The sequence below is a fragment of the Embleya sp. AB8 genome, assembly GCF_049739465.1.
Taxonomy (GTDB): domain Bacteria; phylum Actinomycetota; class Actinomycetes; order Streptomycetales; family Streptomycetaceae; genus Embleya.
Genome location: NZ_JBMHHY010000004.1, coordinates 238,133 through 251,926, shown reverse-complemented (window position 1 = coordinate 251,926; position 13,794 = coordinate 238,133). Strand labels below are relative to the sequence as shown.

Here is a 13,794-nt window from a genome sequence, read left to right as displayed (position 1 = left end):
CTCGTACCGACGTGACGAAGGGAACGACGGGGTGACCAAGGTATTGGTGGTCGACGATCAGGTGCTGATCCGGGCCGGGCTCGCCGCATTGTTACGCGCGGCCCCCGGGATCGAGGTGGTCGGCGAGGCGTCCGACGGGGCCGAAGCCATCGACCTGGCCGCCAAGTTGCGGCCCGAGCTGATCCTGATGGACATCCGGATGCCCGGGGTGAGCGGGGTCGTCGCCACCGAGCGCATCCTGGCCGCGGCCGACGGCACCCCGCCGCGGATCGTCGTGCTGACCACGTTCGACCTGGACGAATACGTCTATGCCGCGCTGCGCGCCGGCGCCTCCGGCTTCCTGCTCAAGGAGATCGGCCCGCAGCGGCTGTTGGCCGCGATCGACGGGGTGATGGCCGGGGACATGCTCTTCGCGCCCAGCGTCACTCGGCGGTTGATCGAGACCTACGTGGCCGCCTCGAACGCTCCGTGCGGCGAAGTGCCGCCCGACCTGGAGGCGCTCACGGGGCGGGAGTTGCAGGTATTGCGGCTGGTCGGCAAGGGACTGGCGAACCACGAGATCGCCGAGACGCTCGTGGTCACCGAGTCGACGGTCAAGACCCACTTCAACCGCGCGCTCGCCAAGTTGCACCTGTCCAGCCGGGCGCAGGCCGTGGTGTTGGCCTACGAGACCGGATTGGTGACGCCGGGCCGGCGGTCCTGAGCTGCCGGTGGGCGGGGGCGGGCGTAGGCGCCGAGCAGGGCGCCGACGAGGAGCGCGGTCAGGTGGCCCACCGCCGTGACGTCCTCGTCGGTGAACCCGTCGACCAGGTCCGGCGCGTTGACGAGCAGATACAGGAGGGCGAGCGCGCGCGGCCCGCGGCCCGGGCCGTAGAGGACCACTGCCGACAGGGCCGTGTACACCAGGTACGACGGCCCGACGTCGGCCATCGCGGCCAATGTGTGCGGGGCCCGGCCGGCGGCGATCCGGGTGGCCAGGAACGCCTGGCTGACCCCGGTGGCCAGCACATGTCCGGCGCCTACCAGGAGGCCGGCCCGCAGGTTGCCGAACCGGTCGACCAGGGCGAGCAGGGCCAGTACGGCGATGGCGAGGCGGGACCACAGCTCGGGCTCGAACACGAAGGCCGACGCGACGAGCGCCTCGATCGGCCGACCGCGCAGGTTGTTCAGATTCGTCGAGGACCAGTCGACCAGCACCGCGCGCGCCCCGGGCCCGAGTCCCCATTCCTGGACGGCCGAGACGATCCCGGCCAACAGCAGGAAGCCGATCGGCAACCAGTGGGCCCGCAAGTACCGGGCCCAGCGGGCGAGTTCGGGCCGGATGGCGGCGGCCTTCGCCGACTCGTCGGGATGGCGGCGCGGTTCGGTCATGACGATCGGGACCACTCCTCGGGGTCGGCCGGTCTGCGTACCTCGAATCTGGCAGCGGGCCGGGCGCGGGCGCGTCCGGCGGACGACGGACCGGAACACGTCTGTCGCAGGAGGGACTCCGGGCCGGGGCTACGGCGTGCGGCGGAGCAGCGAAGTGGGCCCGGGGGCAGAGGACGCGAGGCGCCCGCGCGCGTAGCGTCGGTATGTGAACCCGACGACGCCACGGGCGTATCCATCGCGTGAGGGCCGGTTGCGGCGCTGCCTGCCCCTGGCCGCGGAAGTCGCGTTCGCGTTCGCGCTCTGCGTAGTCCTGTCGACGAACGCCGACTGGATCGCCCGGCGTCTGGACCTGCCGTTGGCACTGGTGTACGGGCTGCACTGGGCTTTCGCGGCGACACTGGTGCTGCGCCGCTACGCGCCGGTCGCCGCGCTGGTGGCCTCCTCCGTGACGCTGCCACTGGCGACCATGACGCCGTGGGCGGCACTGGTGTGGGTTGCGATGGCCGCGATCGCCTATGGGGCACAGTCGACGGTGCCGAGGCGGGCGTTGTGGGCGCTGGGCATGGCCGTCACGGTGGAGACACTGGAAGCCGCGCTGGTCGATCTGCAAGCGGGGAAGCCACTGCTCAGTTCCGACTGGCCGGTGCAGATGATGGCCGTGCAACTCGCCGCCTGGGTCACCGGTTGGTCGGTCGCTCGGGGCCGGGCACACAGCGAGGGACTACGCCTCCAGGCCGAACAGCGCGCCGCCGTACAGGTGGACCGGGCCCGGCGGGCGGTCTCCGAGGAACGCTTGGACATCGCCCGGGAGTTGCACGACATCGTGGCGCACAGCCTGAGCATCATCGCGGTGCAGTCCGGGGTGGCCAACCATCTGATCCACACCCGACCGGCGCAGGCCGCCGACGCGTTGGCGGCGATCGAGGAGACCAGCCGCTCGGCGCTGATGGAACTGCGGTCCCTGGTGGGCCTGTTGCGCGATCGCGAGGCGGCGGAGTTCTCGCCGGGCGGGCTGGCCGATCTGGAGGGGTTGATCGCCCGCAGTGCGCAGGCCGGGGTGCGGGTCGACGTCACGGCGGAGGGTGCCGTGGACGAGCTGCCGCACGGCGTGGATCGGGCCGCGTACCGGATCGTGCAGGAGGCGCTGACCAACGTGTCGAAGCACGCGCAGACGCCCCGGGCCCGGCTGGAGCTGTCGGTGACCGCCGAGCGGATCGACATCGAGGTCACGGACGACGGGGTGGGGCGAGTGAAAACCGGGCGGGACCCGGGGGAGTTGGACGCACCGGGTGGGCATGGCCTGGTCGGCATCCGGGAGCGGGCCGCGCTGTACGGTGGCGTGGTCAGCGCCGGGCCGCGGGCCGAGGGCGGCTTTCGGGTCGCGGTGCGCCTGCCGGTGCACCGGGATCTGCCGACACACGCGGGTGCGTTCGTCGGGAGCGAGACGGGGGCGACATGACGATCCGGGTGTTCATCGCGGACGACGAGGGGCTGGTCCGGGCGGGTTTTCGGGCGCTGATCGACTCCGATCCCGACCTGAGCGTGGTCGGCGAGGCCGGGAACGGGCGCGACGCGGTGCGGCTGATCGGGGAGAGTCGGCCCGACGTGGTGTTGATGGACATCCGGATGCCGCTCCTCGACGGGATCGAGGCGACCCGCGCGGTGCTGGGCGGCGCGGCCGGCGCGGGGTCGTTGCGGGTGCTGATCCTGACCACGTTCGGCCTGGACGAGTACGCGTTCGGCGCACTTCGCGCGGGGGCGAGCGGATTCCTGCTCAAGGACACCCGACCGGCCGAACTGCTCGCGGCGATCAAGGTGATCGCGGGCGGCGAGGCGCTCCTCGCGCCGCAGGTGACCCGGCGGCTGATCGAGGAGTTCGTCAGCCGCCCGGAGGGTTGGCACCCGGCCGGCGACGGCGACCTGACGGGGGTCACCGAACGCGAACGTGAGGTGTTGTACCTGATCGCCATCGGCTACTCCAACGCCGAGATCGCCGCCGAACTGTATGTCACGGTCGGCACGGTCAAGACCCACGTCAGCCGCCTGCTGACCAAACTCGGCGCCCGCGACCGGGCCCAACTGGTGATCGCGGCCTACGAAACCGGCCTGGCCGGCGGACCGAGGCGGGAGCCGGCCTGACCGTCCGGCGTCGCCTACCTCGGCTTGCCTCGGCTACCTCCGCCGCCGGCGCAGCGTATGGCGGTGCAGCCGGCGCGGGACCCGCAGCAGGCGGTCGGTGGGGGCGATCACGCGGCGGATGCGCTCGCGCATCGCCGAGCCGGGGCGGGCCACGGCGGCGCGCAGGCGGCGCTCCTCGGCCAGATGGCGGCGGCGTTCCTCGACGCGCCGGCCCAGATCCCCGGGGGTGCCGGCGGGGCGGGTCTCGTCGACCAGCTTGTCGACGGCGGCGAGGAGCGTGCCGTACAGCTCCCAGCGGTCCGGATTGGCGATCGAGTCGGCGAGCAGGATCGCCTCGGTGCGCGAGCGGTCCGCGTCCGCCTCGGCCAGCCGCGCGCGCAACCGGTCCTCGGCCCGCGCGGAGTCCTCGGGCCGATCCTGGCCGTGCAGCACGACCAGGTGGCCGTACGCCGCGAACAGCGCGGCCAGCGAGTGGAACAGGCTGCGCAGCGACTGGGCGGTGGCCGGCGGCAGTTCGGTGTGCGCCGGTTCGTCGTGCTCCCCGCGTGCGTACAGTCCGCTCAGTGCCCGGCACACCAGACGCAGCGCGACCGCGCTGATCTCGGCGGTGTCCAGGCCGCTGCGCAGGGCCAGTACCCGAACGGTGGCCCGGCGTCCGCGCGGGTTGAGCCGGGTGCCCTCCTCGGCGGTGGACAACGTCGCGTCGACCCGGACGATGTCCCGGTCGATCCGCCGGGCCTCCTCCAGCCAGCCGTACGCCCGCTCGTGCGCGATGTCGTCGTCGATCTCGCGGGCCATCGTGTCCAGCAGCCTGGTCAGCGCGTCGAACGCGGACATCACCGCCTCGTTCGCGGGCCGCACGTGCACCGGCGGGGCGAGCACGAGCGAGAAGACCATCCCGACGGCCGCGCCGATCAGCGTCTCGGCGACCCGGTCCCACGCGGTGTCCGCGACCTGGCTGACCCCGAGCACGATCATCGCGCTGATCGCCACCTCGTTGATCGAGTCGCCGAGCCGGATCAGGTGTCCCAGGCCGAGCGCGGCGAGCAGGAGCAGGGCCAGGCTCCACCAGTTGAGCCCGACGGCGGCGCTGAACAACACCGCGATCAGGACGCCGGACACGACACTGGCCACCCGCTGCACACCGGTGGTGAACGTGGCGTACGAGGTGACCTGGACGACCAGGAGCGCGGTGAGCGGTGCCAGGATCGGCTGCGGGTCGGCGCCCACCAGGAGCAGCGCGGCGACATAGGAGGTCACCGCGGCGACCGTGGTGCGCAGCACCTGACCGACGAGCGAGGTCTCGGTCTCCTTGACCCGACTCAGTGCGGCCGTGAGGTCGACTTCCGACGGCATGCGACTCCCTTCCGGGTTTCTCGGCCGTTGCGATGCGGGCGGATTTCCCTGGTATGCCCGATCTCGGAGCGATGCACCGGAGGAGGCGCACCAGGACGGCGCCAATCGGGATGTGTAATATCCCGATCATGCGCATGGGTGAGGGTGTCGAGTGGGGGCTGCACTGCTGTCTGGTGCTGGCCTGGCTGGAGGAGGAGGGGCCGGTGTCGACCGCGACGCTGGCCGCGTGGTTCGAGCTGCCGCCGGCCTACCTGAAGAAGCGGCTCCAGGCGCTGGTCCGGGCGGGCCTCCTGACCTCCAGCGCCGGCGCGCGCGGCGGGTTCGGCCTGGCCCGGCGGCCGGAGGCGATCACCCTGCTCGACGTCGTGGTGGCGGTCGAGGGGCCGGACGACCTGTTCCGCTGCACCGAGATCCGGCAGCGCGGCGACGGGGTGGACCCGGCGGCGGCCGAGTTCCGCGCCGCGTGCGGCGTGACCACGCTGATGCGTCGGGCCGAACTGGTCTATCGCCGCGAACTGGCCGCCCGTACCCTCGCCGACGCCCTCGCGGCGGCCCCGCCGGCGGCGGCGGCCCGGGCCCGACGCAGGTATGCCCGGATGGCGGGCTGAGCGGGCCGGCCGCGGTGCGCGACTTTTTTTCGACCTCAATCGGGATATCGAATGTCCCGACCAATCGACTCCACGGGGAGGCCACATGTCCCACACCTCGACCACCCATCCGCCCGATGCCCCACCGGAGCCGGCGGCGTCCCGCGGGTCGATCGCGATCCTGGTACTGGCCCTGGGCACCTTCGCCGTCGGTACGGACGCCTTCGTCGTCGCGGGCTTCCTGCCGGCCATGGCCGCGTCGCTGGACGTGTCGGAGAACGCGGCCGGGCAGTCGGTGACGGTGTTCGCGATCGCGTACGCACTGGCCGCGCCGCTCCTGGCCACCGCCACCGCGCGGTTGCCCCGGCGCGGACTGCTGGTCGGCGCGTTGCTGGTCCTGGCGGTGGCCAACCTCGGCTCGGCCCTGGCGCCGAACCTGCCGGTGCTGATCGGTACGCGGGTGTGCGCCGCGGCCGGTGCGGCGGCCTTCACCCCCAACGCCGGTGCGGTCGGCGCGGCGCTGGTTCGGCCCGAACTGCGTGGCCGGGCGCTGGCCACGGTGATCGGCGGGCTTACCGCGGCGACCGCACTCGGCGTGCCGCTCGGCACCCTGGTCGGGCAGCTGACCGGCTGGCGGATCGCGTTGGCCGGGGTGGCCGGGCTGTGTCTGCTGATCGCGGTCGCGGTGCGGCTGATCATGCCCGCGCTGCCCGGCGCCGAGCGGGTGCCGCTGCGGGCCCGACTCGCGGTCCTCGGCCGCCCCGGCGTGCTGACCGTGCTGCCGCTGACCGTGCTCGGGATGACCGCCGCGTATACGGCGTACGCGTACAGCTCGCCCGCGTTGGCGGCGGTGGGGGTGACCGGGTCCTCGGTCGTGTGGATGTTGGTGCTGTACGGCGCGGGCGCGGTGCTTGGCAACTTCGGTTCGGGGCAGGCCACCGACCGGCGGGGGCCGGTGTGGGTACTGGCGGTGACCTATCCGGTGATGGCCGCCGCGCTGGCCGTGCTCGGCGGGCCGGCGGCCGGTGATCCGCCGATCGTCGTGGTGGGCGCGCTGTGGTTCGGGTGGGGCGCGGCGTCCTGGGCGCAGACACCCGCGCAGCAACATCGCCTGATCGCGGCGGCGCCGCACGAGGTGCCGCTGGTGGTCTCGCTCAACTCGTCCGGGATCTACCTGGGCATCGCACTCGGCAGCGCGCTCGGCGGGTTGGCGCTGGCGCGCAGTGCGGCCACGATGTACCTGATGGGCGCCGGAATCGCGCTGGTGGCCTGGCTGTTCCTGCTCGGCACGACCCGGCGCGGGCGCGCTCGGCGGCGCGGCTGAGGGCGGTCCGCGACCGCCGCCGGCCTCGGCGGTCGCGGGGCGGATTCAGCCGGCGATGCCGTGGTGCGGCGAGTCGGCGATCAGGGCCCGGGTGTAGGGGTGGGTCGGGTGGTCCAGGACCTCGGCCGTCGGGCCGTGCTCGACCACCCGGCCGGCCGCCAGCACGGTCACCTCGTCGGCCACCGTGCGGACCACGCCCAGGTCGTGGGTGACGAACAGGACGGCCAGGCCGTCCGCGCGCAGCCCGGCGAGCAGGTCGAGGATCGCCGCCTGGACCGACACGTCCAGCGCGGAGGTGATCTCGTCGCAGATCAGCACCTCGGGCCGGCAGACCAACGCCCGGGCGATGGCCACCCGTTGCCGCTCGCCGCCGGACAACTCGCGCGGGTGGGCGTCGGCCGTGCCGGCGGGCAGGGACACCCGGGCCAGCGCCTCCACGACCAGCCGCTCGGTCTCCTCACGGCCCGGGGCGAAGAAGTGCCGGATCGGCGCGGCCAGCGTCCGACGGACCGTCAGGCGCGGGTTGAGCGCCCGATACGGGTTCTGGAACACGTACTGGATCCGGCGCCGCGCCTGCGCCGGCCGCGCGGCGGCCGGCCACGCGAGCGGCTCGCCGTGCCCGTGCAGGGTGCCGGCGGTCGGCTCGCCCAGTCCGGCCAGGGCACGGGCGAACGTGGTCTTGCCCGAGCCGGACTCGCCGACCACCGCGACGCAGGCCCCGGCGGTCAGCCGCACCGAGACGTCGTGCAGCACGGATCGACCGGCGTAGCCGGCGTGTACGCCCGAGGCCTCCAGGACGACCGGGCCCGCGAACGGCGGGATGGCGATGGGCGGTTCGACGTCCACCGGGGCTGCCGGGCCGACCGGGTGGTGGCAGGACACCCGACGGGCGTCGCCGCTCAGGGTCGGTGCCGTCGCGCAGGTCGGCGTCGCCGAGGCGCAGCGGGGGGCGAACGCGCAGCCCGACGGGCGTCGGCCCGGCTGCGGCGCGCGGCCCGGGATCGCGGTCGGCGTACGGCGCTCGCCCGCGTCCGGGGCCGCCGCCAACAGGCCCCGGGTGTACGGGTGTCGAGGCTTTGCGAACAGCTCGGCGGTGGGTGCCTCCTCGACCACCCGACCCGCGTACAACACCACGACCCGATCGGCCAGGTGCCGTACCACCGCCAGGTCGTGCGAGACGTACACCGCCGCCACGTCGTGTGCCCGGCACAGTTCGCGCACGGTGGCCAACACCCGGGCCTGGGTGCTGACATCGAGCGCCGTGGTCGGCTCGTCGAGCACGATCACCCGAGGGCGCAGCACGAAGGCCAGGGCCAGCAGGACACGCTGCTGCTGCCCGCCGGACAACTGGTGCGGGAAACGCCGGGCGAACGCATCGTCGGCGGGCAGACCGACCTCGGCCAGCGCGGCGGCGACCGCCGACCGCCGGGCCCGACGGTCGAGTTCGGGTCGGTGTACGGCGAGCACCTCGGCCAGGTGGGACCGGATCCGCCGGCCCGGGTCGAGTGCGGTGGCCGGGTCCTGCGGCACGTAGGAGATCCGCGTCCCGCGCAGCCGGCGCAGCTCGTCGGGTCCGGCGGCGAGCAGATCGGTGTCGGCCAGGCGGACCCGGCCGCCGGTGATCGTCGCGCCCCGGCGGGCGTGGCCGAGCAGCGCGGTGGCCACGGTGGTCTTGCCCGAGCCGGACTCCCCGACGACCGCGACGATTTCGCCGGGCGCCACCGCGAAGTCCACCTCGGCGACCACATCGGCGCCGGTCCCGGCCAGCTCCACGCGCAGGCCGTCGACCCGCAACACCGCGGCCCGGGCCGCCTGTTCCGGCTCGCGTTCGGTTCCCACGGTGGTGTCGACGGTCGTCATGCCGTCCGCCTTTCTCGGTTCGGCCCGTCGTCGCGGCCGCTCATCCGGATTGCTCACGTTCCACCCGCGCGCCGGCCCGAGCGGCGCCCTGGGCCAGTGCGTTCGTCCCGAGTGCGAAGACCGCGATCAGCAGCACCGGCACCAGTACGCCCCAGGGCTGGAGTTGCAGGCCGCTGCGGTTCTCGTTGATCATCAGGCCCCAGTCGGCGGTGGGCGCGGTGACGCCGTAGCCCAGGAAGGCCAATCCGGCCAGGAGTTCGACCGCCCACGTGAGCATCGAGCCGAAGTGCACCAGGAGCGGCGCGGTCGCGTTCGGCAGGATCTCGCGGACCAGCACCACCCGGCGCGGATAGCCCATCATCCGGGCCGCCTCGATGAACTCCTGGTGCAGGACACCCACGGTGACCGCGCGGGCCAGTCGGACCGTGCCGGGCAGCAGGGTCAGCGCGACGGTGAGCACGATCAACCAACGGTCGCGGCCCAGCATCGACACGGTCAGCAGTACCAACACCACGTTGGGGAACGCCAACAGCACATCGCAGCACCACTGCACGGCCCGATCGATCACCCCCTGGGCGTAGCCCGCGAGCAGGCCGAGCGCGGTACCGCACAGCAGGGCCAGGCCGGCGGCGGCGATGGTCATGGTCAGTACCGAACGCCCGCCCGCGAGCACCCGGGACCATACGTCGTGGCCCAGGTAGTCGTAGCCCAGCGGCGCCCCCGGGCCGGGATCGCCGTAGGCGGGTCCGGTCAGCGCGTCCGGGGCGTGCGGCGCCGTCCACGGGCCGACCACGGCCAGCAGCAGTACCGCACCCGTGACCACCAGGCCGACCCGCACCTGGGTGTCGCGCAGCACGGCCCGCCACGGGGTCGCCCGCGACGACTCGGTCAGCGTCGTACTCATGCCGCCACCTCCGAGGGGTGCACGACCGGCGCGGGCTCGGGCTCGGCCGCCGCGACCCGGCCGCCGAAGCCGGAGGCGGTGCGCAATCGGGGGGTGAGCAGCACGGTGAGCAGGTCCGCGAGCAGATTCACGGTGACCACGCCGGTGGCGATCAGCAGCACGCACGCCTGCACCACCGGCAGGTCCCGGACACCCACGGCGGCATCCAGCGCGCTGCCGATGCCGGGATAGGTGAAGGCCGCCTCGACCACCAGCGAGCCGCCGAACAACACGCTCAGCGTCAAGGCCACGCCCTGGACGAGCGGGACCAGTGCGCCGGGCAGCGCGTGGCGCAGCAGCAGCCGGTGCTCCGGGACGCCGCGCAGCCGGGCGGCGACCACGTGGTCCGCGTCCAGGGCCTCGATCAGCGCGCCGCGCAACTGGCGCAGCAGATACGGCGTCACGGACAGGGCCAGGGCGATCGTGGGCAGCACCAGGTATTCGGGCCGGGCCCACGGCGAGTGTCCCGGCTCGATCAGGGAGGCCGCCGGCAGCACGTGGAAGACGGACGTGGCGAAGACCATCACCAGTGCGATGGCCAGCACGAACGCGGGCACCGCCTGGACGGTGACCGCGACCGAGGTGATCACCCGGTCGAGTCGGCGATCGCGGTGTACGGCCGCGAGGATCCCGAACAGCAGGGTCGCGGCCAACGCGGTGACCAGTACGCAGGTCAACAGCGCGAGGGAGTTGGCCAGTCGTTCGCCGAGCAGCTTGCCCACCGGCAGTCGGGAGTCCACCGAGGTGCCCGGATCGCCGCCGAGCAGATCGCCCAGCCAGCTCAGGTATTGCTCGAACAGCGGCCGGTCGAGCCCGAGTTGCCGGCGCAGCTCGGCGATCGACGCCTCGGTGGCATCCGGGCCGAGCACGGTGCGGGCCGGGTCGGAGGGGAGCGCCTGGGTGGCGGCGAAGACGATCGCGGACAGCGTCAGGATCGCCGCCACGGCACCGGCGAGCCGTCGGGCCAACCAGCCGACCCAGCCCGGCGGCCGGGCGAGCGCGCTCACGATCGCCCCTTGACGAACAGGCTGTCGAAGCGCCAGGTCGGGAATTGGGTGCGCTCCGCGACCGCACCGCCCACGGTGTGCGCGACCGCGTCCAGGGCGTTGTTGAAGCCCCAGATGATCAACCCGCCCCTGGCGTGCTGGATCTGCTGCATCTCGTGCACCAGCGGGCTGCGCTTGGCCACGTCGGGCTCGGACTGGGCCTGGGCGAACAGTGCGGCGAACCGGTCGTCGGCGAAGTGTGTCTTGTTGCCCGCCGACGCGGGCGCGTCCAGGTGCAGCGCGCTGGAGAGGAAGGACTCGGTGAGCAGGCCGCCGGTGCTCATCGTCCAGTCGAGCCGCTGGGGGCCGTTGAAGGTGGCCGAGTCGACCTTCTTGACGTTGACCGTGACGCCGACCTGCTTGGCCTGGTTGGCGAACACCAGCGCGGCGGACGCGGCGCTGCCCCCGGGCTCGGCGACCAGGTCCACGGTGAGCCGATCCACGCCCGCTTGGCGCAGCAGTGCGCGGGCCTGCTCGATGTCGTACGGGCGCTGCGCGATCGAGGTGTCGAAGGTCGGATCGTGCGGCGCGTACAGGTCGTTGGCGATCCGGCCCTGACCGGACAGCGCCCGGTCGACCAACTCCTGTCGGTTGACCAGGAGTCGGAACGCCTGGCGGACCCGCTCGTCGCGAAACGGCTCCTTGGCCAGGTTCAGATCGAAGGACTGCCAGTCGTTGGTCTGCGACACCAGCACCCTGAGCTTGGGATCGTGCTGGAGCAGCCGGAACTGGTCCGCGCCGATGTCGTTGACCAGATCGAGCTGCCCGGCCCGCAGCGCGGCGATCCGCGCGGTCTCGTCCTTGAAGTCGATGATCTCCAACTCGTCGGTGTACGGCCGACCGGGCTTGAAGTAGTTCTCGAACCGGGTGAACAGGGAGCGCTGCCCGGGGGCGAACTGCTTGAGCCGGTACGGCCCGGCGCCCACCGGGTTGCGCGGGTCGTAGTCGGTGGGCACCAGGCCGCCGAAGTTGGTGAAGGTGTCGGGGAAGGCCACGAAGCCCTGACCGTCGCGGAAGCGGAAGCGCACGGTGCGCTCGTCCAGCTTCTCGATCCGGTCCGGGTCGATCGCGTGCAGCAGCCCGGCGAATGGCGAGGCGAGCTTGGGGTCGGTCAGCCGCCGGGCGGAGAACACCAGGTCGTCGGCGGTGATGGTCTTGCCGTGGTGGAACTCCAGGCCCTGGCGCAGCCGTACGGTCCACGCGGTGGCATCGGCGTTGGACTCGGCCGACTCGGCCAGGGCCAACGTCGCCTGCATGTCGGCGTTCCACTCCCACGGCTTCGCGTAGAGCGCGAAGCCCCGGATGATCGAGCCCATGCCGACCGGCTTGTGTGCGTCCAGGTCGCCGGACTGGCTGCCGTCGATGATGCCCAGGCGCAACCGCCCACCGCGTACCGGCCGGCCGTCGTTCGGGCCGGCGGCGGGCGCCGGGTCGGTCCCGCCGTCGGCGCAGGCGCCGAGCAGTCCGCCGCCGAGGAGCACGCCGGCGCCGACGGCGGCGCCGCCCAGGAAGCGGCGACGGGACAGGGTGGGAAGGCTCACTGTGTCTCCAGGGTTGGGGCGGCCGGTCGAGGCGGCGACGGCGGGGGCGGGGCGGTGACGCTCACGCGGACACCGGGACGGGCGCGGTCGTTTCCGACGCTGCCTTTGCTGCTGCTGCCGGCCGGGATGCGGGTGCGGGGTGGCCGGTGCCCAGGTCGGGTACGTCGAACCCGTGGTCCAGGTCGAGCAACGGGAACAGCAGGTCGGCGACCCGATGCGCCTCGCCGATCAGCGGATAGCCGGACAGGATGAACGACTCGACGCCGTGCGCCCGGTACTCGCGGATCCGGTCCGCGACATTGGCCGCGCTGCCCACCAGGTGGATCCCGGCCGCCGGTTGTACGACGTCGAACCCGAACAGCGAGGGCCCGGCCCAGACATTGGGGTGGATCTCCAGGTCGCGGACGTGCGGCAGGCGGCCCGCGCGCAGTGCCTCGACCCGACGGCGGATCGCCGGGTCGTCGCTCTCGAACGTGGTGTGGTCGGTGCCCGGCGGGAACTGACGTTCGGTCAGCGCGACCGCCGTGCGGTGCGTGGTGCGGCGCAGCAGCTCGTCCGCGTAGGCCCACGCCTCCTCCTCGGTCTCGCGCACGATCACCTGGAGCCGGGTGCCGTAGCGCAGGGTGCGGCCGAGGGCGGCGGCCTGGGCGCCGACCCGGGCGAACTTCTCCCCCAGACGCGCCGGGGTGTCGGCGAACGACAGGTAGACGTCCAGGAGTTGCACCGAGTGGCGGACCCCGGCCGGGGACGTCCCGGCGCCCCACAGCGGGGTGGCCCCGGCGCGCGGCGATTCCCGCCAGGGGGACAGCGGTTCGCCGTCGAGTTCGCGCTCGGTCAACCGGATCTCGTGGCCCTCGTACGGGCTGGGGTCGCCGAGGTAGACCCGCTGGAAGGCGTCCCAGTACTCCGCGCTGAAGTCGTAGCGGCGGTCGTGTTCGAGGTGCAGTCCGTACTGGGCGAGCGTGTGGTCGTTGCCGTTGACCACATTGAACAGCAGCCGGCCGGCGGTGTATCGGTCGATGGTCTGGGCCATCTGGGCCAGCTTGGCGGGGGAGACCAGGCCCGGATAGACGGCGGTGAGGAAGTGCATCCGCCGGGTCTCCGCGGCCATCGCGGCGGCGACCGTCATGCCGTCGTCGCGCCCGGTGCCGAGCAGCGCGCCGTAGAAGCCGAGCCGGTCGATGGTCACCGCCAACTGCCGCAGGTGGTCGAAGTCGGTGCGCCACCGACCGCTTTCCTCCCACGGATACGGCCCGTCGGGGGCGGTCAGGTACCACAGCAGACGGACCCGCTCACGGGCCTCGGACGGGTCGGACATGGGGGTCACCTCTCGGGAGCGTCGCGGTGGGGCGTGGTGATGCGCGGTGATGCGCGGAGCGCGTGGGGTGCGCGGGCGGGCGGGATCGGCCCGTTGCCCGGGTCGGGCGGTGGCGGGCGGATGCGGACCTGTCGGCGGAGCGCGCGGTGCGGGTCGGGGCGAGCCGTGCGCAGGGGGTGGTGGGGGTGCCGGCGGCCGGCTCGGCGGGCGCGAACACCGGTCGCGTGGCGGCGAATCGGTGCGCGGGCGGGGTGGGCGGCGCGTTCGAGCGGCGGTCGAACGGTGCGTGGCGCGCCGCGCGGGTCAGGC

The 13,794-nt window shown here is 73.2% G+C and carries 12 protein-coding genes; 5 read left to right on the top strand and 7 right to left on the bottom strand.

Annotated elements, in window-relative coordinates; all coding sequences use genetic code 11:
• The first annotated feature begins 31 nt into the window (after nucleotides 1-31).
• The gene (locus ABIA38_RS07815) at nucleotides 32-703 is read left to right on the top strand and encodes a response regulator (RefSeq protein WP_424637715.1); all 672 of its coding nucleotides are present in this window, start codon (nucleotides 32-34) and stop codon (nucleotides 701-703) included.
• Here the strand turns inward: ABIA38_RS07815 and ABIA38_RS07810 are convergent.
• Nucleotides 664-1,371, bottom strand: a complete 708-nt coding sequence (locus ABIA38_RS07810) for a rhomboid-like protein (protein ID WP_424637714.1) — start codon at nucleotides 1,369-1,371, stop codon at nucleotides 664-666. The two genes, ABIA38_RS07815 and ABIA38_RS07810, sit on opposite strands and share 40 nt — an antisense overlap.
• A 205-nt stretch (nucleotides 1,372-1,576) precedes the next feature.
• Between ABIA38_RS07810 and ABIA38_RS07805 the strand changes: the two genes are divergently transcribed.
• On the top strand, nucleotides 1,577-2,830 hold the full coding sequence (locus ABIA38_RS07805; RefSeq protein WP_424637713.1) for a histidine kinase: 1,254 nt from the start codon (nucleotides 1,577-1,579) through the stop codon (nucleotides 2,828-2,830).
• Nucleotides 2,827-3,510 carry a response regulator gene (locus tag ABIA38_RS07800; RefSeq protein ID WP_424637712.1) on the top strand — a complete coding sequence of 228 codons (684 nt, stop codon included), beginning with the start codon at nucleotides 2,827-2,829 and terminating at the stop codon, nucleotides 3,508-3,510. Before ABIA38_RS07805 ends, ABIA38_RS07800 begins: the two co-directional genes overlap by 4 nt.
• Before the next feature lie 33 nt (nucleotides 3,511-3,543).
• Here the strand turns inward: ABIA38_RS07800 and ABIA38_RS07795 are convergent, their stop codons facing one another.
• Nucleotides 3,544-4,866, bottom strand: coding sequence for an FUSC family protein (locus ABIA38_RS07795; protein WP_424637711.1), 1,323 nt, complete (start codon nucleotides 4,864-4,866; stop codon nucleotides 3,544-3,546).
• Between the two features lie 128 nt (nucleotides 4,867-4,994).
• On the opposite strand from ABIA38_RS07795, the gene ABIA38_RS07790 reads away from it, so the two are divergent.
• Both ABIA38_RS07790 and ABIA38_RS07785 read left to right on the top strand, forming a co-directional pair.
• Nucleotides 4,995-5,474 (top strand): RrF2 family transcriptional regulator, encoded by a 480-nt coding sequence (locus tag ABIA38_RS07790; protein WP_424637710.1) that lies wholly within the window; start codon nucleotides 4,995-4,997, stop codon nucleotides 5,472-5,474.
• Nucleotides 5,475-5,559: 85 nt separating this feature from the next.
• Nucleotides 5,560-6,777 (top strand): MFS transporter, encoded by a 1,218-nt coding sequence (locus ABIA38_RS07785; protein ID WP_424637709.1) that lies wholly within the window; start codon nucleotides 5,560-5,562, stop codon nucleotides 6,775-6,777.
• A gap of 45 nt (nucleotides 6,778-6,822) precedes the next feature.
• Here ABIA38_RS07785 and ABIA38_RS07780 read toward each other — a convergent pair whose 3' ends face one another.
• The 5 genes from ABIA38_RS07780 to ABIA38_RS07760 form a co-directional block, all read right to left on the bottom strand.
• On the bottom strand, nucleotides 6,823-8,637 hold the full coding sequence (locus ABIA38_RS07780) for a dipeptide ABC transporter ATP-binding protein (protein WP_424637708.1): 1,815 nt from the start codon (nucleotides 8,635-8,637) through the stop codon (nucleotides 6,823-6,825).
• A 40-nt stretch (nucleotides 8,638-8,677) separates the two neighbouring features.
• Nucleotides 8,678-9,541: an ABC transporter permease gene (locus ABIA38_RS07775; RefSeq protein ID WP_424637707.1), complete on the bottom strand. Its 864-nt coding sequence runs from the start codon at nucleotides 9,539-9,541 to the stop codon at nucleotides 8,678-8,680.
• A complete protein-coding gene (locus tag ABIA38_RS07770) occupies nucleotides 9,538-10,587 on the bottom strand; it encodes an ABC transporter permease (protein WP_424637706.1) in 1,050 nt (349 codons plus the stop codon). Before ABIA38_RS07770 ends, ABIA38_RS07775 begins: the two co-directional genes overlap by 4 nt.
• On the bottom strand, nucleotides 10,584-12,167 hold the full coding sequence (locus ABIA38_RS07765) for an ABC transporter substrate-binding protein (protein ID WP_424637705.1): 1,584 nt from the start codon (nucleotides 12,165-12,167) through the stop codon (nucleotides 10,584-10,586). The genes ABIA38_RS07770 and ABIA38_RS07765 overlap by 4 nt, the downstream gene beginning before the upstream one ends.
• Nucleotides 12,168-12,228: 61 nt before the next feature.
• Nucleotides 12,229-13,485, bottom strand: a complete 1,257-nt coding sequence (locus ABIA38_RS07760; RefSeq protein WP_424637704.1) for an LLM class flavin-dependent oxidoreductase — start codon at nucleotides 13,483-13,485, stop codon at nucleotides 12,229-12,231.
• Nucleotides 13,486-13,794: the final 309 nt, after the last annotated feature.